The 20,783-nt window shown below is 74.8% G+C and carries 19 protein-coding genes; 10 read left to right on the forward strand and 9 right to left on the reverse strand.

Features of this window, described 5'->3' with window-relative positions:
• Positions 1 to 2 precede the first annotated feature (2 nt).
• Together Q5530_RS11075 and Q5530_RS11080 are read right to left on the reverse strand one after the other, a co-directional pair.
• Positions 3 to 914, reverse strand: a complete 912-nt coding sequence (locus Q5530_RS11075) for a DNA-3-methyladenine glycosylase family protein (protein ID WP_415362065.1) — start codon at positions 912 to 914, stop codon at positions 3 to 5.
• Positions 915 to 1,016: 102 nt separating this feature from the next.
• Positions 1,017 to 2,093, reverse strand: coding sequence for a sugar phosphate nucleotidyltransferase (locus Q5530_RS11080; protein WP_380642617.1), 1,077 nt, complete (start codon positions 2,091 to 2,093; stop codon positions 1,017 to 1,019).
• Between the two features lie 157 nt (positions 2,094 to 2,250).
• Between Q5530_RS11080 and Q5530_RS11085 the strand changes: the two genes are divergently transcribed.
• Complete coding sequence (locus Q5530_RS11085) at positions 2,251 to 2,577, forward strand: hypothetical protein (protein WP_380642615.1); 327 nt, start codon at positions 2,251 to 2,253, stop codon at positions 2,575 to 2,577.
• A gap of 243 nt (positions 2,578 to 2,820) precedes the next feature.
• Here the strand turns inward: Q5530_RS11085 and Q5530_RS11090 are convergent, their stop codons facing one another.
• The 5 genes from Q5530_RS11090 to Q5530_RS11110 form a co-directional block, all read right to left on the reverse strand.
• The gene (locus tag Q5530_RS11090) at positions 2,821 to 3,963 is read right to left on the reverse strand and encodes a glycoside hydrolase family 6 protein (RefSeq protein WP_415362066.1); all 1,143 of its coding nucleotides are present in this window, start codon (positions 3,961 to 3,963) and stop codon (positions 2,821 to 2,823) included.
• Between the two features lie 79 nt (positions 3,964 to 4,042).
• A complete protein-coding gene (locus Q5530_RS11095) occupies positions 4,043 to 4,582 on the reverse strand; it encodes an NUDIX hydrolase (RefSeq protein ID WP_415362067.1) in 540 nt (179 codons plus the stop codon).
• Positions 4,579 to 5,985 carry a coenzyme F420-0:L-glutamate ligase gene (locus Q5530_RS11100; RefSeq protein ID WP_415362068.1) on the reverse strand — a complete coding sequence of 469 codons (1,407 nt, stop codon included), beginning with the start codon at positions 5,983 to 5,985 and terminating at the stop codon, positions 4,579 to 4,581. The genes Q5530_RS11095 and Q5530_RS11100 overlap by 4 nt, the downstream gene beginning before the upstream one ends.
• Positions 5,921 to 6,886, reverse strand: coding sequence for a 2-phospho-L-lactate transferase (cofD, locus tag Q5530_RS11105; protein ID WP_380642607.1), 966 nt, complete (start codon positions 6,884 to 6,886; stop codon positions 5,921 to 5,923). Before cofD ends, Q5530_RS11100 begins: the two co-directional genes overlap by 65 nt.
• Positions 6,887 to 6,910: 24 nt before the next feature.
• Complete coding sequence (locus tag Q5530_RS11110; protein ID WP_415362069.1) at positions 6,911 to 7,657, reverse strand: site-2 protease family protein; 747 nt, start codon at positions 7,655 to 7,657, stop codon at positions 6,911 to 6,913.
• A gap of 307 nt (positions 7,658 to 7,964) precedes the next feature.
• Between Q5530_RS11110 and Q5530_RS11115 the strand changes: the two genes are divergently transcribed.
• Positions 7,965 to 8,246, forward strand: a complete 282-nt coding sequence (locus tag Q5530_RS11115; protein WP_033429204.1) for a WhiB family transcriptional regulator — start codon at positions 7,965 to 7,967, stop codon at positions 8,244 to 8,246.
• A gap of 71 nt (positions 8,247 to 8,317) precedes the next feature.
• Entirely contained in the window at positions 8,318 to 11,653 is a 3,336-nt protein-coding gene (locus Q5530_RS11120; protein WP_415362070.1) for a glycosyltransferase, read from the forward strand.
• A gap of 145 nt (positions 11,654 to 11,798) precedes the next feature.
• On the opposite strand, the gene Q5530_RS11125 is transcribed toward Q5530_RS11120, so the two are convergent.
• Complete coding sequence (locus Q5530_RS11125; RefSeq protein ID WP_380643728.1) at positions 11,799 to 12,242, reverse strand: metallopeptidase family protein; 444 nt, start codon at positions 12,240 to 12,242, stop codon at positions 11,799 to 11,801.
• 147 nt (positions 12,243 to 12,389) lie between these two features.
• Here Q5530_RS11125 and Q5530_RS11130 point away from each other — a divergent pair, with 147 nt between their 5' ends.
• The 6 genes from Q5530_RS11130 to Q5530_RS11155 all read left to right on the forward strand — a co-directional run bounded on the left by Q5530_RS11130 (position 12,390) and on the right by Q5530_RS11155 (position 17,655).
• Positions 12,390 to 12,746, forward strand: coding sequence for a DUF3499 domain-containing protein (locus tag Q5530_RS11130; RefSeq protein WP_380643712.1), 357 nt, complete (start codon positions 12,390 to 12,392; stop codon positions 12,744 to 12,746).
• 77 nt (positions 12,747 to 12,823) lie between these two features.
• Entirely contained in the window at positions 12,824 to 14,176 is a 1,353-nt protein-coding gene (locus Q5530_RS11135) for a phosphomannomutase/phosphoglucomutase (RefSeq protein ID WP_415362071.1), read from the forward strand.
• 5 nt (positions 14,177 to 14,181) lie between these two features.
• On the forward strand, positions 14,182 to 14,379 hold the full coding sequence (locus Q5530_RS11140; protein WP_380643730.1) for a Trm112 family protein: 198 nt from the start codon (positions 14,182 to 14,184) through the stop codon (positions 14,377 to 14,379).
• A gap of 6 nt (positions 14,380 to 14,385) precedes the next feature.
• The gene (locus Q5530_RS11145; RefSeq protein ID WP_415362072.1) at positions 14,386 to 15,462 is read left to right on the forward strand and encodes an SIS domain-containing protein; all 1,077 of its coding nucleotides are present in this window, start codon (positions 14,386 to 14,388) and stop codon (positions 15,460 to 15,462) included.
• 4 nt (positions 15,463 to 15,466) lie between these two features.
• Positions 15,467 to 16,687 (forward strand): mannose-6-phosphate isomerase, class I, encoded by a 1,221-nt coding sequence (gene manA / locus Q5530_RS11150; protein ID WP_415362073.1) that lies wholly within the window; start codon positions 15,467 to 15,469, stop codon positions 16,685 to 16,687.
• A 44-nt stretch (positions 16,688 to 16,731) separates the two neighbouring features.
• The gene (locus tag Q5530_RS11155) at positions 16,732 to 17,655 is read left to right on the forward strand and encodes a cation diffusion facilitator family transporter (RefSeq protein WP_415362074.1); all 924 of its coding nucleotides are present in this window, start codon (positions 16,732 to 16,734) and stop codon (positions 17,653 to 17,655) included.
• Positions 17,656 to 17,760: 105 nt separating this feature from the next.
• Here Q5530_RS11155 and Q5530_RS11160 read toward each other — a convergent pair whose 3' ends face one another.
• Complete coding sequence (locus Q5530_RS11160) at positions 17,761 to 19,281, reverse strand: amino acid permease (protein WP_415362075.1); 1,521 nt, start codon at positions 19,279 to 19,281, stop codon at positions 17,761 to 17,763.
• A gap of 83 nt (positions 19,282 to 19,364) precedes the next feature.
• Here Q5530_RS11160 and Q5530_RS11165 point away from each other — a divergent pair, with 83 nt between their 5' ends.
• Positions 19,365 to 20,642, forward strand: a complete 1,278-nt coding sequence (locus Q5530_RS11165; RefSeq protein ID WP_415362076.1) for a glutamate mutase L — start codon at positions 19,365 to 19,367, stop codon at positions 20,640 to 20,642.
• Positions 20,643 to 20,783: the final 141 nt, after the last annotated feature.

The following is a 20,783-nucleotide window of genomic DNA, read 5'->3' on the forward strand; positions in this document are numbered from 1 at the left end:
CCTCACACGATCCGGTAGTCCCTGGGCGCGTAGCGGGGCCCGAACCGGGGCTTCCGCACCCCCGACGCCTTGATGTAGCGCACCGCCCGGTGCCGCTGCGGCGCGTACGGGGCCAGCACCTCCGCCATCCCGTCGTCGTCGACCCCGCGCCCCAGCAGCGCCCACCCGACGATCCCGGCCAGGTGGAAGTCCCCGAAGCTCACCGCGTCCGGGTCGCCCCAGGCCCGCTGCGCCACCTCGGCGGCCGTCCACACCCCGATGCCCGGCACCTTCCGCAGCAGCGCCCGCCCGGCCTCGCCGCCCAGCCCGAACGCGCCCTCCAACCGGTGCGCGACCTGCGCCGCCGCGACCAGGGCCCGCCTGCGGGACCCGTCCACCCCGGCCCGGTGCCACTCCCAGTCGGTGATGCCCAGCACGGCGCGCGGCGTCGGCGGCACGACCAGGCCCGTCGCCGGTCCGGGCGCGGGCGCGCCGAACCGGCGGCACAGCTCCCGGTACGACCGGTGCGCCTCCGACACCGTCACCTTCTGCTCCAGCACCGCGGGCAGCAGCGCGTCCCACACCCGCCCGGTCGTGGTCAGCCGCATCCCCGGCCACCGCCGCCGCGCCTGCTCGACCAGCGGGTGGTGGCAGCGGAACGCCGAATCGTCGTCCCCCGCGCCCAGCAGCGCGGGCAGCCCGTCCAGCAGCCACCCCGCGCCCTCGCCCCACGCCCGCGCCTCCACCGCGTCGGCGCGCCGGACGTGCAGCGTCCCCGGCCCGACCGGGGTGTTGGCGGTCAGCCACACCCCGGCGTCGACCCGGAACGTCGGATCACCCGGCCCCCGCCCCAGCGGCCCCAGCACGACACCGAGGTCCAGCGGGAACGGGGGCGACCAGGTCCTGGTCGTCGGCGTCGTCGTCGGCGTCGTCATCGACCGCGCGCACCGCCCCCGCCCACCGGCACCGGTCGCCTCACCGGCACTGAACGTCTCATCGTCCCGAACATCCCTCCGGCGCTAGACGTCCCTCCGGTGCTAGACGTCCGCGGAGAAGCGGACACCCGCCTCGGGCAGCACCACTCCCGGCCACACCCGCGCCCCGCCGACCAGCTCGCACCGGGCGCCGACCACCGCGCCGTCGCCGATCACCGAGTCGATCACCACCGCGCCGGCCTGGACCAGCGCGTTCGCCCCGATCACGCTGCGCTCCACCCGGGCGCCCTCGCCGACCACCGCGCCGTCGAACAGCACCGCGCCGTCGACCACCGCGCCGGCCGCGACCGTGCAGCCCGCGCCGATCGTGGCGCCGCCCCGGACCACCGCGTCCTCGTGCACCGACGCGCCCTCCAGCAGCACCGCCTCGCCCCTCAGCTCCAGGGCCGCTGTCGGCGCGGTGCCGCGCACCAGGTCGGCCGAGCCCCGCACGAACGCGGCGGGCGTGCCCAGGTCGAGCCAGTACGAGGCGTCGACGTGACCCTGCACGCGCGCGCCGGACGCCAGCAGGCCGGGGAACGTCTCCCGCTCCACCGACACGGGCCTGCCCGCGGGGATGCCCTCGATCACCTCGCGGCGGAAGACGTAGCAACCCGCGTTGATCTGGTCCGTCGGCGGGTCCTCGGTCTTCTCCAGGAACGCCGTGACGCGGCCGTCCTCGTCGGTCGGCACGCACCCGAACCGGCGCGGGTCGTCGACCCGGACCAGGTGCAGGGTGACGTCGGCCCCCGCGTCGCGGTGCGTGGCGAGCACGGCCCGCAGGTCCACACCGGACAGGATGTCGCCGTTGAACACCATCACGTCGCGTTCGCGCAGCTTGTGCGCGACGTTGCGGATCGCGCCCGCCGTGTCCAGCGGCTCGTCCTCCACGACGTACTCCAGCTCCAGGCCGAGCGCCGAGCCGTCGCCGAAGTGCTCCTCGAAGACCTCGGCCTTGTAGGACGTGCCCAGCACGACGTGGGTGATGCCCGCTTCCCGGATCCGCGACAGCAGGTGGGTGAGGAAAGGCACCCCGGCGGTCGGCAGCATGGGCTTGGGGGCGGACAAGGTGAGTGGCCGCAGCCGGGTCCCCTTGCCCCCGACCAGGACCACCGCCTCGGCGCCTTGCAGCTCCGACATGCCGTTTTTCCTCCTCCGCTTACGTCCACCCGTGGTTTGCGAATACTCTGGCACGAGCACTCCGGTGGCACGGGCGGTGGCCCCGTGTCGCGGTGAGGGCGTCCCGACGGCACGCCGGCGTTCCCCGCCGGCCCAAGCACACGCAGGAGAGATCCGGATGGACCCCCGCGCTCGGGCCGACGCGGCGCTCGCCCGTGCTCGTGCACGTGGCATCCACGTCGTGACGCCGGACAACATGACCTCGCCGATGGACTCGTCGGCGACCCAGCAGATCCCGCGCAGCCTGGTCAACGCCGTCGACCCGAAGACCGCCGACCCGGACTCGACCATGGTCCTGGCCGCCCACGTGGCCGCCGGCCGCCCGGCCCCGCCACCCCCCGAACCACAGCCGGAACTGCGCGTGGCCCCGGGCCCGATCCCCACGGTCCAGCAGGTCCAACCCACCCGCCCCAGCCTGTCCCAACGCCTGAACGGCGACACCTAACCGCGAGTCGTACGTTCAAGCCGCGCGAGTCGTACGTTCCGGTCGACCGTGTCGTACGTTCGCGACCCCCGAGTTCAACGTTCAGGTACCCCTGTTCGGGGGACGAGGGGTGCGCGAACGCTGAACTCGGGGGTCCGGAACGTACGACACGGTGGGTCTGGGCGTACGACTCGCGCGGTCTGGGCGTACGACTCGCGTGGGTTGAGGGGCCCGGGGCGGGGGTGGGCCCGCCCCGGGGGAGGGTCAGCGGAGAGGTGGGGTGGCGCGCTTGGCCAGGTCCAGGGCCTGCTCGGGCCACCACTGGCCGGCCGGTGGGCCGCCCTGGCACTCGCCGTCCGACTCGCCGGGGCGCTTGATCCACAGGAAGGCGTCCACGAGCGGGATGCGGGTGCGCGCGGTCGGGCGCTCGCCCAGGCCCCGGCCCGGCGGGTTGCACCAGTCGGTCTCGCCCTCGCCCGGCGTGTAGTGGCCCTGGCCGTTGCGGCTGGTGTCCAGCACGAAGTGCGTCATCCTCCGCTCGTCCACCCGCAGCGCGTCCAGCTCGGCGTCGGCCGGGCACGTGGTGGCGCCGCGGTGCGTCCGCAGGTAGAGGCACTTGGAGATCCGCGTGCCGTACTGCACGAGGTCCGCGGTGAAGCGGTAGTTGGACGTGTTCAGCGCGAACCCGTCCGCCCGCGCCACGCCGCCCCGCATCAGCCGGTTCACGATGCCCTGCTGCTCACGCGGCTCGCCGTAGCCCGCGTCGTAGTCGTTCAGCGCCTGCCACGCCGAGTGCCCGGCGTCGAGGTACACGCGCGTCTGCCTGCCCCGCTTGAGCGTGTCGACCGCGTGGTTGATCTCCCGGTACCGCTGCGGCACCAGCTCCTCGTCCGGCCCGATCGTGCACCACGGCTCGCTGGTCAGCAGCGCCAGCCCGTCGGGCTCGACGATCACGACCGCCTTGTCGTTGCCGATCCCGGCCGCGAACGCGTCGATCCACTCCCGGTACTCCTGCTCGCTGAGCGCGCCGCCCGCCGACCACTGCGAGCAGTCCCGGTAGGGCACGAAGTACGCCACCAGCACGGGCACCTGGCCCTTGCGCTTCGCCGCCCGCACGACGTCCCGCACCCGGGTCCGCACCTGCTCGGCGCCCGCGGTGGTGAACCAGATCGCGGTGGGCTGCTTCGCCACCGCCTCCATCAGCCGGGCGTCCTCGACCCGGCCCTCCTGCCGCCACGCCGCGGCCTGCCGCGCCGCGTTCGAGTCCGGCTCCACGTAGAACGACGTGCCCCTCGGCGGGTGGTGGTGACCGGACCCCGCGTCGGCCACGCCACCCCCGCCGATCACCATGCCGACCGCCGCCAGCACGGCCGGCCAGAGCCGGCGACGTCTTGCCCCTTTGTCCACGTTGACAGCTCCTCACTGCACTGGGAGCGCTCCCAGAGCGGTGTCAGCATGCAACGCTATGACCGGGATCACAAGACCTTCAGGCCAGTCGGACGAGTGCCGCGGAGATCATCGGGCGCAGGTCGTCGACGTCCGGCGGCAGCGCGTCCAGCGGCCACCACCGCAGGTCCACGGACTCGGCGCTGCGCGAGTGCCGCGCGTCCACCGGCGCCCGCACCAGGAACCGCACGTCGAAGTGCCGCGTCGGCTTGCCGAGCGAGCACGTGATCGGGTGCACGTCCAGGTGCAGCGGCACCGGCTCGATCACCAGCCCCTCGATCCCGGACTCCTCCGTCGCCTCCCGCAGCGCCGCCCCGGCCAGCGTCAGGTCCCCGGGCTCGCAGTGCCCGCCCAGCTGGAGCCACCGACCGACCCGCGGGTGCAGCGTCAGCAGCGTCCGCTCCCCGGAGGCGTCCAGCACCAGCGCCGACGCCGTGACGTGCCCCGGCTCGCACGACCGCGCGCAGGCGTCCGACCGGGCGGCCAGGAACCCCAGGTACGCCTGCCGCAACGACTCCTGCCCGTGCTCGGCCGGGCGCCACCCGGCCAACGTCCCCGTGGTGTCCGCGTGCAGGCTCAACGCTCCAGGAACCCTTCGTCCGGTTCGCGCGGCGACCGCGGCGCCAACGCCTCCACGGGGTGGCCGACCGCCACCGCGCCCAGCGGCTCCCAGTCCGCGGGCAGCTCCAGCACCGACCGCACGACGTCCGGGCAGAACAGCGTCGACGACACCCAGCACGACCCGAGCCCCTCGGCGGCCAGCGCCACCAGCAGCCCCTGCACGGCCGCGCCGCCGGCGACGGTGAACATCGTCCGCTCGGCCGAGGACCGCCGCTCGTCCGGGTAGTCGTGCGCGCCCTCCCGCACCAGGAACGGCACCACGACCTCCGGCGCGTCCCGCAGGAAGTCGCCCCGGCCGGTCCGCCGGGCCACCCGCTCCTCCGGCAGCCCGTCGCCCCGCAGGTCGGCCTCCCACCGCGCCCGCATCGCCGACAGCAGCTCCGCGCGCCGCTCCGTCAGCCGCACGAACCGCACCGGCCGCGTGTGGTGCGGCGCGGGCGCGGTCAACGCCGCCGCCACCGCCCGCCGGATCGCGTCCGGCGCCACCGGCTCCGCCGTGAAGGCCCGCACCGAGCGGCGCACCAGCACCGCCTCGGCCCGCCCCCGCGCCAGCGCCTCGGCCGTGCCCAGGTGGAACAGGTCCTCCTCCACCGGCCGGGCCAGGTCGCGCGCCGACGAACCGTCGTCGACCACCGGCAGCCCGCGCACCACCGCCACGGGCACCGCGCCCAGCTTGCCCTTCACCAGGTCGGCCGCCGCGGCGATTTCGTCCGCGACCGCGACCTCGGTCACCACCAGCGGGTTGCCCTGCCGGTCCACCGAGCCCGCGTACCGGTGCAGCACGGCCAGCCCGGACGACCCGATCGCCGCGTCGGTCTGCCCGACCCGCCAGGCCCGGCCCATGGTGTCGGTCACCACCACGGCCACCCGCACGCCCAGCCGCTCGAACAGCGCGGCCCGCAGCGCCGCGGCCGACCCGTCGGGGTCCACCGGCAGCAGCGCGATCTCGTCACCCGCCACGTTCGAGGCGTCCACCCCGGACGCCGCCTGCACGATGCCGAGCCTGTTCTCGGTGATCAGCGTCCGCCCGCGCCGCGCCAGCACGCGCACCGCCTCGGCCGACACCCACTGCCGCCGCAGCTCGTCCCGCGCCTCGGGGTCGGCGGGCGCCCGCACCAGCCGACCTTCCACTTTGGACAGCACCTTGGACGTCACCACGACCACGTCGTCGTCCCGCAGCCACGGCGCGGCCGACGCCAGCTCGGCCGCCAGGTCGTCACCGGGCCGGAACTCCGGCAGGCCCGGCACCGGCAGCAGCGACACCACGTCCGGCGCCGCGTGGTCGACGGGCCCCCGGTCAGCCAACGCCGACCCCGGCCAGCTCCAGCGCCGCCCGCGCCATCGTGGCGGTCGCGTCCACATCGGACATCAGCAGCGGCACCGCGCGCACCGCCACCCCGGGCACGTCGCAGCGGTCGCCGGTGTGCACCAGCCAGCCGTCCAGCACGCCGCCCCGGGTGGTCTTGCGCGACCCGTAGTGCCTGCCCACCGCCTCGGCCGAGGTCTCGACGCCGATCGCCGACAGGCACGCGTCCGCCATTCCGCGCAGCGGCTTGCCGCCCACGATCGGGGACAGCCCGACCACCCCGGCCTCGGTCTTGCGCAACGCGTCCCGCACCCCCGGCACGCCGAGGATCGTGCCCACGCTCACCACCGGGTTCGACGGCGCGAACAGCACCGCGTCGGCCTCCGCGAGCGCGTCGAGCACGCCCGGCGCCGGCGTCGCGGTCCCCGCGCCGACCGAGGCGAACGACCGCGCGGGCAGCGCGGCCCGGTGCCGCACCCACCACTCCTGGAAGTGGATCGCCTTCTCGTCGCCGTCGACGTCCACGACCACGTGCGTCTCCACCCGGTCGTCCGACATCGGCAGCAGCCGCACGCCGGGCTCCCAGCGGTGGCAGAGCGCCTCGGTCACGGCCGACAGCGGGTAGCCCGCGCGCAGCATCCGGGTCCGCACCAGGTGCGTGGCGACGTCCCGGTCGCCCAGGCCGAACCACGTCGGGTCCGCGCCGTAGGCCGCCAGCTCCTCCTTGACCGACCACGTCTCGTCCGCCCGGCCCCAGCCGCGCTCCACGTCGATCCCGCCACCGAGCGTGTACATGCAGGTGTCCAGGTCGGGGCAGATCCGCAACCCGTGCATCCACACGTCGTCACCCGTGTTCACCACGGCGGTGATCTCGTGCCCGGGTCCCGACAGGAGTTTGCGCAACCCCACCAGGAACCGCGCCCCGCCAACCCCGCCAACCAGTACGACGACCTTCACGGGACGCCATCCTCCCACCGGGGGTCAGCGCCAGAACAGGAAGGTGTCCGCGCCCACGTAGGCCAGCCACCGGTCGCCCCCGATCAGGTCGAACACCGAGTAGGCGGCGTCGAAGAACAGGGCGTTGACGGTCGGGAACCCGATCAGCACCGCGAACAGCACGAACGGCGCCCACGGCCGCGCCTTGGCGCCGAACTGCCGCGCCGGGTACGAGAGGTAGGGCTCGATCACGCCCCATCCGTCCAGGCCGGGGATCGGCAGGATGTTCAGCACGAACGCGATGACCTGCACCGCGGCCAGGTAGGACAGCGCGGCGGCCAGGCCGGGCGCGGGGTCGAACAGCGCCACCGACGCCGCCAGCAGCAGGCCCAGCACCAGGTTGCTCACCGGTCCGGCCAGCGACACCATCGACTGCACCCGCCGGTCGCGCAGCGCGTGGTGGTTGATCCACACCGCGCCGCCGGGCAGCGGGATGCCGCCGAACGCCAGCAGCACCAAGGGCAGCACGATGCTGAACACCGGGTCGGTGTACCGGCGGATGTCCAGCGTCAGGTAGCCCTTCTCCTTGACCGCGTAGTCGCCGCCCCGGTAGGCCACCACCGCGTGGCCGAACTCGTGCAGGCACAGTGAAACCGCCCACCCCCCGAGGACGAACAGGACCGTGCCCAGCGTGCGCAGGGCGTCGTCGAACAGGGTCAGCACGGCGCCTGCCACCGTCACCGCGAGCAGGCTGAGGAACAGTGGACTCGGACGCACCGCTGATCGCTTCACCCCACCAGTGTGGCCCGCCGGACACACCCCAGGTAGCCCGACCGGTGGGCCGTTCGAGCGGGCGTCATCGCCCGGAGCAGCGCTTGAATCACCGTCTGTGCTGCTGGTCAAGGTTTTTGCGGCCATCTGCGCGAATATCCCCCGTCCTGTGGACTCCGCTTGACCGGGTGTTGTGACACAGGTGTAATCACATCGGTGTCATTCGTCGTTGTGGGGACGGCGAGTGGTGTCCGCCAACCGGGGAGAGCGGAAGGCGAGGAGGCGGACTGTGCAGGAACCCTTTACCCAGGAATTCGACGGGGGTCGCATCGTGGACGGGGACGTCCCGGCACCTGAGCCGGTCGTGCTCGACCTGTTCGACGTGACCGATGAGCAGGACTGGCAGGAGCGCGCCCTGTGCGCGCAGACGGACCCCGAGGCGTTCTTCCCCGAGAAGGGCGGCTCCACCAGGGAGGCCAAGCGCATCTGTCTGGGCTGCGAGGTGCGGGCGGAGTGCCTGGAGTACGCCCTGCAGCACGACGAGCGCTTCGGCATCTGGGGCGGGCTGTCCGAACGCGAGCGGAGGAAGCTGAAGAAGCGCGCCGTGTGATCGCTTGAGATCGTCCTGGCTTACCGTGGGTCTCCCACGGCGTAGTCGGACGACCTTGCGAGGAGCGGCACTTGACGAGCGGGGCTGCTCCACGGCTGCGCACCGCACCCGTGCTGGCGGTGCTGGTGTGCCACGACGGCGACCGCTGGCTCGGCACGGCGCTGTCCGCGCTGCGCCGGCAGCGACCGCGCCCGCGGCACGTGATCGCGGTCGACACCGGGTCCGTCGACGGGACCGCCGGCCTCCTCGCCGAGGCCGCCGAAGGTACCGATCGGGTGATTGACGGCGTGCTGACGTCGGCGCGCGGCACGGGGTTCGGCGAGGCCGTGCACGCCGCCGTGGAGCACGCCGTGAAGCGGTGGGGCGACCCGGGCGCGTGGGTGTGGGTGCTGCACGACGACTGCGCGCCCGAACCGGACTGCCTGTCCGCGCTGCTGACCGCCGCGGAGGTGTCGCCCTCGGCCGCCGTGCTGGGGCCCCTGGCCCTGGACTGGACCGACCCGCGGCTGGTCGTGGAGGCCGGGCTGTCCACCGACGCCTCCGGGCACCGGCAGACCGGCATCGGCGCGGCCGAGCCCGCCGGGGCGTTCGAGCAGAGCACCGAGGTGCTGGCTGTGCCGTCGGCCGGCTCGCTGGTGCGGCGCGCGGTGTGGGAGGAGCTCGGCGGCTACGACCGGGTGATGCCGCTGCTGCGCGAGGACCTCGACTTCGGCTGGCGGGCGAACCTCGCCGGCCACCTGGTGCTGTCCGTGCCGGTGGCGCGGATGCGGCACGCGCGGGCGATCGGGCGCGGCCTGCGGCGGCTGGACGCGGCCGCGGCGCGCCCTGGACCCGCGCCGCGCGGCGTCGACCGGGCCCACGGGCTGCGGACGTTCCTGGTGAACTGCGGCGCGCCGGCGTTCGCGCTGGGGCTGCCGCGGCTCGCGGTGCTCGCCGTGCTGCGCGCCCTGGGCTTCCTGCTGCTGCGGCGGTTCTCCGACGCGCACGCCGAGGTGGGCGCGCTGCGGTACCTGCTGAGCGGGCGGGCGGGGCTGCTGGCGGGGCGCGCCGAGCGGCCGGAGCACGGCGTGGTGCGCGGGCTGTCCACCAGTCGGCTGACCCGGGCGCGCAACGCGGTCCGCGCCGCCTCCGCTCACCTGATCAGGCGACGCGTCGAGGCGGACCTGGCGCTCGGGCGGCTGCCCGACGACGACCGGCGGCCCGTGGCGTGGTCCCTGCCGTCCGAAGTGGAGCGTCCGCTGATCGGGCCCGCGGCGCTGCCCGCGGGCGTGCTGACGCGGCGGCGGCCCGTGCGGGCGACGGGCGGCCTGCGGCGGCCGGCGGTGACCGTGCCGGTGGAGGCGCCGCCCCCGCACGGCCGGGCGCCGCGGCCCTCACCCCGGCCGCGACCCTCGCCGGTGCCGCGCGGCACCACCGCCGTCCCGCGGGGCATCGTGTTCGTCGAGGTCGACCGGGCGCGGGTGCTGCGGTCGCTGCTGCTCGGGCCGCCGCTGCTGCTCGTGCTCGGGCTGGCGGTGTTCGGGGTGCTGGCCAACGCGTCCCGGCTCGGCCTGGACCTGGCCGGCGGGCGGCTGCTGCCGGTGGACGACCTGACCGGGACCTGGTCGGCGTACCTGGCGGCCTGGCACCCGGTGGCGGGCGGCACGACCGCGCCCGCGCCCGCCGCGCTGGCGGTGCTCGGTGTGCTGGGGGTGCCGTTCGGCTCGCCCGCCGTGCTGGTGGCGGTGCTGTTCCTCGGCGACGCGCCGCTGGCCGGGCTGTCCGCCTACGCGGCGACGCGGCGGCTGCCCGTGCGGCGGCCGGTGCGGGCGCTGGTGGCGGCCGGGTACGCGCTGCTGCCCGCGGCGACGGCGGCGGTGGGCCAGGGCCGGCTGGACGTCGTGGTGGTGCACGTGCTGCTGCCGCTGGTGGCCGCCGGGGTGGTGTCGGTGCTGCGCGGCGGGGCCGGGGTGTCGTGGCTGCCGGTGGCGTCGGGCACGGCGCTGGCGGTGGCGGCGCTAGGCGCGTTCTCGCCGCTGGTGCACGGGCTGGTGGCGCTGGCGGCGCTGGTCGGGTTCGTCGCGGTGCCCGGCCGGGCGGGCGACGGCCGGCGGCGGGTGGCGTCGTTGTTCGTGGTGGTGCTGCTGCCGGTGGCGCTGCTGCTGCCGTGGCCCGCGGTCGTGCTCCAGCACCCGTCGGTGGTGCTGCACGGGGTGGGCGCGTTCGCCGGGACGCCCCCCGTCGACGTGGTGGACCTGCTGTCGCTGCGGCCCGGCGGACCGGGGGCGGTGCCGTTCGTCGGGCTGCTGGTCGTGGTCCTGGCCCTCGCCGCGGCGGCGCTGCGCCCGCACCGGTCGATGCTGGTGGGGCTGGCCGTGGCGGTGCTCGGCGGGCTGGCGGTGGTCGTGGTGCGGACCGCGGCGGTGGCGCCGCTGCCCGGCGGACCGGCCCAGCCCGGGTGGTCGGGCGCGCCGCTGGTGGTGGTCGGCTGGGGACTGCTGTGGGTGGTGCTCTCGGCGTTCCGGCGGGACGTGGCGCCCCTGCCGTTCACGCGCGTGGTGTCGGCGGTCGGCGCCGTCTCCGTCCTGGCGCTGGCCTGCGCCGGGTTCGTCGGCCTGCGCTCGGGCCCCCTGACCGCCGCCGCGGCCCGGCTGCCGTCGACGCTGGAGCAGGAGCTGGCGCAGACCGGCCGCTCGGTGCTCGTGCTGGGCGAGCCGACCCGCCTGGTGGCGGGCCGGCTGCCCGCGTTCGGCGACGACGACCACGTGCCCGTCGCGGCGGCCACCACGCGCCTGGCGCGCTGGACGCGCGAGCTGACGGGCGGCTCGCCGGACGTGGCGCGGACCGCGCTGGCCCAGGCCGCGGCCTCGGGCGTGGCGTTCGTGGTGCTGCCCGACCTGGGCGCGGCGCAGCGGCTGCGCGACGCGGCGGGCGACCTGGTGTCGGTCACCCCGTCGACGACCGACGGCCGCCCGGTGCTGCGGGTGCAGCTGGCGGCCGGCAACGCGGTGCTGCTGTCGCCCGAGCTGGCCCGCCGCGCCCGGACCGGCGGCACCCCGCCCACCGACCTGGTCGCGCCCGGCACCGCCCCGGTCGAGGCCGCGCCGCCGGAGGTGGCCGTGCGGGTGTCCGAAGGACCGGAGGGCCGCCTGCTCGTGCTGGCGGCGGAGGAGGAGCCGGGCTGGCGCGCGTGGGTCGACGGCCGCGAGGTGGCCACCGTCCGGGCGTGGGGCCACCTGGTCGGCGTGACGCTGCCCACCACGGCCTCGGAGGTCCGCGTGGAGGCGTCGTCCACGCTGCGCGAGCTCCTCCTGCTCCTCCAGGCGGCCGCGACCCTGTTCACCCTGCTGACCGCCCTGCCGACCCGCCGCCGACCCGTCACGAACGTTGAACTCGGGGGTCGCGAACGTACGACACGGTGGTCCTGAACGTACGACTCGCGCGCGTGTCGAACACCCGAGCCGCGCGAGTCGTACGTTCAGGACCCGCGAGTCGTACGTTCAGGACCCGCGAGTCGTACGTTCAGACCCGGCGAGTCGTACGTTCGGGACCGGTGAGTTCGGGGTTGGGCGGTCAGTCGCCGTCGATCACGTCCGGGTCCAGGCCCAGGTAGTTGGCCACCTGTTCCACCAGGACGTCGTGGACCAGGTCGGACAGGTCGGCGCCGTCCTTGGCGCGGGCCTCCAGGGGACGCCGGTACAGGACGATCCGGGCGCGGCTGTCGGTGCCGGCCGGCACCAGGCGGGCCAGCGGGACGTTGCCGTCCTCCACCACGTCGCCGTCGTCGTTGGGCGCCACGTCCGGCACGTCGTCCACCGCCACGTCGAGCTGGGTCAGCTCGGTGCGCCACCGCGCCTCGATCGGTTCCAGCGCCTCCAGGACCAGCGCGTCGAAGCGCTCGGCCCGGCTGCGCGCCGCCGGCAGGGAGGCCGGGTACAGCGGACCCCGCAACCCGCGCCCGTGCCGGTCGCGGTTGCGTCGCCGCGGAGCGCCCTGCCTCCGTGAACCCCGAGCCATCACCACGGCGTCCAGCCTAGTTGTCCGCCGCCGGGCCCCCGCCGGTACCTCCGCGACCAGGCAGGTCGTCGAACTCGGGGGCCGCCTCCAGCGCCGCGCCGGAGGTAATCCAACACACCCGGCGCGGGACGCGATATCGTCCCCGCCGTGCGGAGCGTGAGACGGTGCTCGCGAACCGGGTGCGGGAACCCGGCAGTCGCCACGCTCACGTACGCCTACGCGGACTCCACAGCGGTGGTCGGACCACTCGCGACCTACTCCGAGCCGCACTCCTACGACCTCTGCGAGGAGCACGCGCTGCGCCTCACCGCCCCCCGCGGCTGGGAGGTCGTGCGGCACCAGGGCGAGTTCCGGGCCCCCGAGCCCACCGTGGACGACCTGACCGCCCTCGCGGAGGCCGTGCGCGAGGCGGGGCGCACACCGGCGGTCGAGGTGCCGGAGGTGCCCATGGGCACCATCAGGCGCGGCCACCTGCGCGTTCTGCCCGATCCGCGCGAAGACTGAACGACCGCACACACCCCGAACGCGCGCGCCGGTACGCTTCCCACGGCAGTGTCAAGAGCCAACTCGGGAGTGTGGCTGTGCGCGATCTGTCCGGCATCGTCAAGGCTTACGACATCCGCGGTGTGGTCGGGGAGCAGCTCGACGAGGGCGTCGTGCGCGATTTCGGCGCGGCGTTCGCGCGCCTGGTCGACGGGCCCGCCGTGGTCATCGGCCACGACATGCGCGAATCTTCCCCCGGCCTGGCGGCCGCGTTCGCCGAGGGCGTGAACGCCCAGGGCGTCGACGTGGTCAGCATCGGCCTGGCCAGCACGGACATGCTCTACTTCGCCTCCGGCAAGCTCGACCTGCCCGGCGCGATGTTCACCGCCTCCCACAACCCGGCCAAGTACAACGGCATCAAGCTGTGCCGCGCGGGCGCCGCCCCGGTGGGCCAGGACACCGGCCTGGCGCAGATCAGGCAGGACGCCGAGCAGGGCGTGCCCGACGCGCGGGACATGGCCAAGGGCACCGTCAGCCGGCGCGACATGCTCTCCGAGTACGCCGACTACCTGCGCGAACTCGTGGACCTGCGGGGCAGCCGGCCGCTGAAGGTCGTGGTCGACGCGGGCAACGGCATGGGCGGCCACACCGTGCCGGAGGTCTTCCAGGGCCTGCCCATCGAGGTCGTCCCGATGTACTTCGAGCTGGACGGCAGCTTCCCCAACCACGAGGCCAACCCGCTCGACCCGAAGAACATCGTCGACCTCCAGGAGCGCGTCCGGCAGGAGAACGCGGACGCCGGCGTGGCGTTCGACGGCGACGCCGACCGCTGCTTCGTGGTCGACGAGCGCGGCGAGCCGGTGTCCCCGTCCGCGATCACCGCGCTGGTCGCGGTGCGCGAGCTGGCCAAGGACCCGGGCGGCACGGTCATCCACAACCTGATCACCTCCCACGCGGTGCCGGAGATCGTGCGCGAGCACGGCGGCAACCCGGTGCGCACCCGCGTCGGCCACTCCTTCATCAAGGAGGAGATGGCCCGGACCGGCGCGATCTTCGGCGGCGAGCACTCCGCGCACTACTACTTCCGGGACTTCTGGCGCGCCGACACCGGCATGCTGGCCGCGCTGCACGTGCTGGCCGCGCTCGGCGAGCAGGACGGCCCGCTGTCCTCCCTGACCAGCGCCTACGCGCGCTACGCCGCTTCCGGCGAGATCAACTCGACGGTGGACGACCAGCAGGGCAGGCTGGCCGCCATCAAGGCCGAGTTCGGCGGCCGGGAGGGGGTCGGGCTCGACGAGCTCGACGGCCTCACGGTGAACCTGCCCGACGGCTCGTGGTTCAACCTGCGCGCCTCCAACACCGAGCCGCTGCTGCGGCTCAACATCGAAGCCGCCGACGCGGCCTCGGTCGCGGCGCTGCGCGACGAGGTCCTGGCGATCGTGAGGGGATGAGCGCCGTGGCGGTCCAACTCGACGCGCAGTTGATGGAGATCCTGGCCTGCCCGTGCCCGGAGCACGCCCCGCTGCGGGCGGGCACCGCGACCGACCCGCAGGCGGACTACCTGACCTGCACCTCGTGCGGTCGGTCGTTCCCGGTCCGGGAGGGCATCCCGGTGCTGCTGCTGGACGAGGCAGTCGAGCCGACGGCCGGGTGACCCAGCGTGCTTGACGACAGCCTGCTCGACGACCAGCACCGGCTCACCGACGCCGACCCGGAGGGCCTGCTGCGGGCGGCCGCCCGCGCGGGCGCGCAGGTCCGGGCCACCGCCGAGGTGACCGCCGAGCTGGGCGTGCGACGCCTGCTCGACGACCGCCCCCGGGCGGTGGTCATGATCACCCGGCCCGGCGTGGCGAGTGCCGTGGCGGGCCTGGTGACCGCGCTGCTCGGCCCGCGCTGCCCGGTGCCGGTCGTGGTCTCCGACGACGTGCCCACGTGGGTGGGCGCGCTGGACGTGGTGCTCGCGCACACCGAGGACCCCGGTGACGTGCTGCTGGCCGAATCGGTGGACCGGGCGGCCCGGCGCGGCGCGCGGGTGGTGCTGACCGCCGAGCCCGAGGGCCCGGTGGCGGCCTCCGCCGCCCAGCGCGCCCTGCTGGTGCCGCCGCGCGTGGCCGTGCCGCAGGGCTTCGGCTTCGCCCGCGGGTTCGCCACGTGGGTGACGGCGCTCAACGCGATGCGCCTGCTCGACGTGGACGTGCAGGCGGTGGCCGACGAGCTGGACCGGGAGGCCGAGCGCTGCCACCCGGTGCACGAGTCGTTCGTGAACCCGGCCAAGGCGCTGGCCCTGCGGGTGGCCGACCGCACCCCGCTGCTGTGGGGCCTGGACGACGTGGCCGCGGCGGTGGCCGCGCACGGGGCGAACGCGCTGGCGGCGTACGCGGGCGTGGTGAGCGACGTGGCCGCCTACCCCCAGGCCCTGACGCGCCCGGTGCTGCACCGGCGGGCGGTGCGCGGCACGTCGGGCGCCGACCTCTTCGCGGACCCGGACGACGAGCAGGACGGCCTGGTGCGCGTGCTGCTGCTGGCCGTGCGCCGGGGGCCGCAGGCGGAGTTCGCCCGGCGGGTCGCGCTGGAGACGTTGTCGGGGGCCGACGTGCTCGACCCGGCCGAGGAGGTGGGCGGCGGCGACGCCGTGTGCGCCACCCTGCTCGCGCTGCGGTTCGAGCTGGCCGCGCTGTACCTGGGCCTGGCCGCGGGCACGCTCGGCGGGCCGGGGCGCTACGCGCCGGCCGTGTGAGGGGATGACTGTGGAACTGCTGCACAACGCGGTCCGGCCGTACGCGTGGGGTTCGCGCACGGCCATCGCCGAGATGCTCGGCAGGGAGGTGCCCGCGCCGCACCCGGAGGCCGAGCTGTGGATGGGCGCCCACCCGGGCGACCCGTCCCGCGTCGTCGGCCGGGACGGGTCGGTGCGCTCCCTGCTGGAGCTGCTCGCCGAGGACCCCGACGGGCAGCTGGGCGCGCGCTGCGCCGACCGCTGGGGCGGCAGGCTGCCGTTCCTGCTCAAGGTGCTGGCCGCCGACGAGCCGCTGAGCCTCCAGGCCCACCCGTCGGCCGAGCAGGCCGCGCTCGGGTTCGCCACCGAGGACGCGGCGGGCGTGCCGGTCGACTCGCCGGTGCGCAACTACAAGGACCCCTCGGCCAAGCCGGAGCTGATCTGCGCGCTGACCGAGTTCCACGCGCTGTCCGGGTTCCGGGAGCCGGAGCGGTCGGTGGCGCTGCTGCGGGCCCTGGACGCGCCGGACTTCGCCCCCTACACCGAGCTGCTGGCCGCCCAGCCGGACCCCGACGGCCTGCGCGCGCTGTTCACCACGCTGATCACGCTGCCGCAGACCGCGCTGGACGTGCTGCTGCCGCAGGTGCTGGACGCGTGCGTGGTGCACGTGAAGGAGCACGGCGAGTTCGACCTGGAGTGCCGCACCGTCCTGGAGCTGGGCGAGGCGTACCCGGGTGACGCGGGCGTGCTGGCCGCGCTGCTGCTCAACCGGCTCGTGCTCCAGCCGGGCGAGGCGATGTTCCTGCCCGCCGGCAACCTGCACGCCTACCTGCACGGCACCGGCATCGAGATCCTGGCGAACTCGGACAACGTGCTGCGGTGCGGGCTCACGCCCAAGCACGTCGACGTGCCCGAGCTGATGCGCGTGCTGGACTTCACCTGCGGCGACATGCCGTTGCTGCGCGGCGAGGAGACCGCGCCGGGCCTGTGGACCTACCGCACGCCGTGCCCGGAGTTCGAGCTGTCCCGGGTCGAGGTGACGCCGGGCGCGGAGGTCCGGCTGGACCACGGCGGGCCGCAGATCCTGTTCTGCGCGCGCGGCCGGGTCACCCTGACCTCGGCGGGCGGCGCGCCGCTGGTGCTGGAGCGGGGGCGGTCCGTGTGGCTGCCCGCCGTCGATCCGGCCGTGGTGGCGTCCTCCGATGTTTCGGCTCAGCTTTTCCGCGCCACCCCCGGTGTTGAGTAGGGTCACCCCGACCAAACGGACGTCCGGCGCAGTAGGGAGCAATCGTGTCAGCAGGGGGCGGGACCAAGGCGATCATCGCCGCGCTGGTCGCCAACGCGGGGATCGCCATCGCGAAGTTCATCGGCTTCCTGATCACCGGGTCGTCGTCGATGCTCGCGGAGTCGGTGCACTCGGTGGCCGACACGTCCAACCAGGGCCTGCTGCTGCTCGGGCAGAGGACCGCGAAGCGGAAGGCCACCCTGGCGCACCCGTTCGGGTTCGGCCGGGACCGGTACTTCTACTCGTTCATCGTGGCGCTGATGCTGTTCAGCCTCGGCTCGGTGTTCGCCCTGTACGAGGGCATCCACAAGCTGGAGGCGCACGAGAAGCTCAGCAGCCCGCTCGTCGCGGTGGTCATCCTGGTCGTCGCGATCGGCCTGGAGACCTACAGCTTCCGCACCGCGATCGTCGAGTCGAAGGCGGTCAAGGGCAACGCCACGTGGTGGCAGTTCATCCGCCAGTCCAAGGTGCCCGAGCTGCCGGTGGTGCTGCTGGAGGACGCGGGCGCGCTGTTCGGCCTGGTGCTGGCGCTGATGGGCGTCGGCATGACGACGCTCACGGGCGACCCGGTGTGGGACGCGATCGGCACCATCTGCATCGGCGTGCTGCTCGGCGTGATCGCGATCATCCTGATCATCGAGATGAAGTCGCTGCTGATCGGCGAGGGCGCGTCGCAGACCGAGCTGGACGTGATCGTGGACGAGCTGGCGGCGGGCAAGGTGCAGCGGGTCATCCACGTCAAGACCCAGTACATGGGCCCGGAGGAGCTGCTGGTGGCGGCGAAGATCGCGCTGGAGCCGGGGCTGTCGCTGGCCGAGGTGGCGCAGGCCATCGACCACGCGGAGCAGCGGGTGCGCAACCGGGTGCCCGCGGCGCGGCTGATCTACCTGGAGCCGGACCTGGACCGGTCGTCGGCGGTCAAGGCGTAGTCCTGAGGCGTAGTCCCAAGTCGTAGTCCCGACGCCGGGACGTCCTCGAACGCGAAGGGCGACGAGCTCTCGAGCTCGTCGCCCTCCGTCATGGGTGGGTCGGGACTACCGGACCTCGTCCTCCTCCACCGCGGGAGCCCCGCCGGCCCCGCGGCGGCCCAGCACCGAGTGCCGGCGGCTGTAGGCGAAGTACACGACCACGCCCAGCGCCATCCACACCAGGAACCGCGCCCAGGTCAGCGCGGTCAGGTTCAGCATCAGCCACAGGCAGGCCAGGATGGCGAGCACCGGCACGAACGGCACGAGCGGCACGCGGAACCCGCGCGGCAGGTCCGGCCTGGTCCTGCGCAGCACCAGCACGCCCGCCGACACCAGGATGAACGCGAACAGCGTGCCCACGTTCACCATCTCCTCCAGCTTGCCCGCCGGGAAGAAGCCGGCCGCGATCGCGACCAGCACGCCGATGACGGCGGTGATCCGGTGCGGCGTGCCGTGCCGCCCGGTGCGGGCCAGGCCGCGCGGCAGCAGGCCGTCGCGGGACATCGCGAACAGCACCCGCGACTGGCCCAGCATCAGCACCATCACCACGGTGGTCAGGCCGGCCAGCGCGCCCACCGAGATGACCGTGGCGGCCCAGTCCACGCCGTTGGCGGAGAACGCGGTGGCCAGCGTGGCGCGCGTGCCGTCGGGCTGGGTCTTGAGCTCGGTGTAGGGCACCATCCCGGTGATCACCAGCGACACCGCCACGTACAGCACGGTCACGATCGCCAGCGAGCCCAGGATGCCGCGCGGCACGGCCCGCTGGGGGTTCTTCGTCTCCTCGGCGGTGGTGGCGACCACGTCGAAGCCGATGAACGCGAAGAACACCAGCGACGCGGCGGCCAGCAGCCCCAGCACGCCGTAGGTGCTGCCCTCGAACCCGGTCAGGAGCGAGAACAGCGACTGGTCCAGGCCCGTCGCGGTGGCCTCACCGGTCTCGGCGGGCGGGATGTAGGGGCTGTAGTTCGCCGTGTTGACGTAGGAGATGCCGAGGACGATCACCAGCAGCACCACGCCCACCTTCACGGCCGTGATCACGGCGCTGACCCGCGACGACAGCTTCGTGCCCACCACCAGCAGCGCGGTCAGCGCCGCGACCAGCAGCAGCGAGCCCCAGTCGACGTCGACGCCGCCGATGCTCGCGGTGGTCGGCACCGACAGCCCGAACTGCCCGAGCACCGTCTCCAGGTACAGCGACCAGCCCTTCGCCACGGCGGCCGAGCCGACCGCGAACTCCAGCACCAGGTCCCAGCCGATGATCCACGCGGCGAACTCGCCGAACGTGGCGTAGGAGAACGTGTACGCGCTGCCCGCCACCGGCACGGTGGAGGCGAACTCGGCGTAGCACAGCGCGGCCAGCGCGCAGGCGACCGCCGCCAGCACGAACGCCAGCGACACCGAGGGTCCCGCGAGGTTGCCCGCGGTGGACGCGGTGAGGGTGAAGATGCCCGCGCCGATCACCACCGCGACGCCGAACACCGTCAGGTCCCACGCGGTGAGCTCCCTGCGCAGCCTGGTTCCCGGTTCGTCGGTGTCCGCGATCGACTGCTCGACCGATTTCGTGCGCCACAGCCCGTTCCCCGGCACGGCACGCCTCCCTGAGGTGCTGGTGGTGATCTGCTCAGACTAGGGTCGGTGCGCCGAACGGGCGCACCGGTAGGTTGCCCCGCATGACCGTGCTCTGCCTGGACATCGGCTCGACGTGGACGAAGGGCGCCCTCGTGTCGGAGGCCGGGGAGCTGCTGGGCACGGCGCAGCACCCGACCACCCCGCCCGAGGTGCTCCGGGGGGTTGACTCGGTGGGCGCCTCGCTAAACCCCGCCGGGAACCCCGCCGGCCGGGTGCTGGCGTGCTCGTCGGCGGGCGGCGGGCTCAAGCTCGCGGTCGTCGGGCAGGAACGCCTGGTCAGCGCCGAGGCGGGGTACCGGGTGGCGCTGGCGGCGGGCGCGAAGGTGGTGCACGTGTCCGCCGGGCCGCTGGACGGCGCGGGCGTCCGGGAGCTGCGCGCGGCCCGGCCGGACGTGGTGCTGCTGGTCGGCGGCACGGACGGCGGCGACGACTCGGTGCTGCTGCACAACGCCGGCCGGCTCGGCGCGAACCGGCTGGCCTGCCCGATCGTGCTGGCGGGCAACGCCGAGGCGCGCCCGGAGGCGGAGCGGCTGCTGGCCGGGCGCACGGTGGTGCCGACCGCGAACGTGCTGCCGGACGTGGGCGAGCTGGCGCCGGGCCCGGCGCGCGCCGCGATCCGGGAGGTGTTCCTGCGGCACGTCATCGGCGGCAAGGGCCTGTCGCGGGGGCCCCGGTTCCGGCGGCTGGTGCGGGCGGTGACGCCGGACGCGGTGCTCACGGGGGTGTCCCGGCTCGCCGCGCGGGACCGCGGGGGCGCGGTGCTGGTGGTCGACGTGGGCGGCGCGACCACCGACGTGTACTCGGCGGTGTCGACGGCGGCGGGGCCGGAGCGGGTGGTGGCGCTGCCGCCGGACCGCCGCACGGTCGAGGGCGACCTCGGGGTGCGCTGGTCCGCGGGCACGCTGGTGGAGGTGGCCGCGCGGGAGAAGCTCATCGGCGGGACGGAGGCGGCCGCGCTCCGGTCCGGGGCGGTCGCGCGGTCGGCCGACGTGGCGTGGCTGCCGGAGGACCCGGCCGCGGACCTGCGGCTGGGCGTGCTCGCCGCGGTCCTGGCCGTGCGCAGGCACCTCGCGCTGGTGGACGGGCAGCTGGGTCCGCGGGGCGCGGGCCTGCTGGTGCTGTCCGGCGGGGTGTTCCGGCACGGGGGACCCGTGGCGGAGGTGGAGCGCGTGCTGCGCGCCGACCCGGTGCTGCGGCCGGTGCTGCGCCGGGCGGCGGTCACCGTCGACCGGGACCACGTGCTGGCGCCGGCGGGCCTGCTCGCGGACGCGGGGCTCGTGGCCGCCGCGGACCGGCTGCTGGCGCGCCTGCCGGGGTGAGCGGGCCGCCGGCGGCCCGGTCCGCGGGAACGGGACCGGGTCACCGGCGGAGGCTCACATGCCGGCGAACCTGCGCAGTCCGGCCAGGTCGGGCACGAGCACGTCACGCCTGAGGTGGCTGACCACGACCCCCGCTTTGCG

Source organism: Saccharothrix sp. BKS2 (genome assembly GCF_047689505.1).
Lineage (GTDB): Bacteria > Actinomycetota > Actinomycetes > Mycobacteriales > Pseudonocardiaceae > Actinosynnema > Actinosynnema lopnurensis.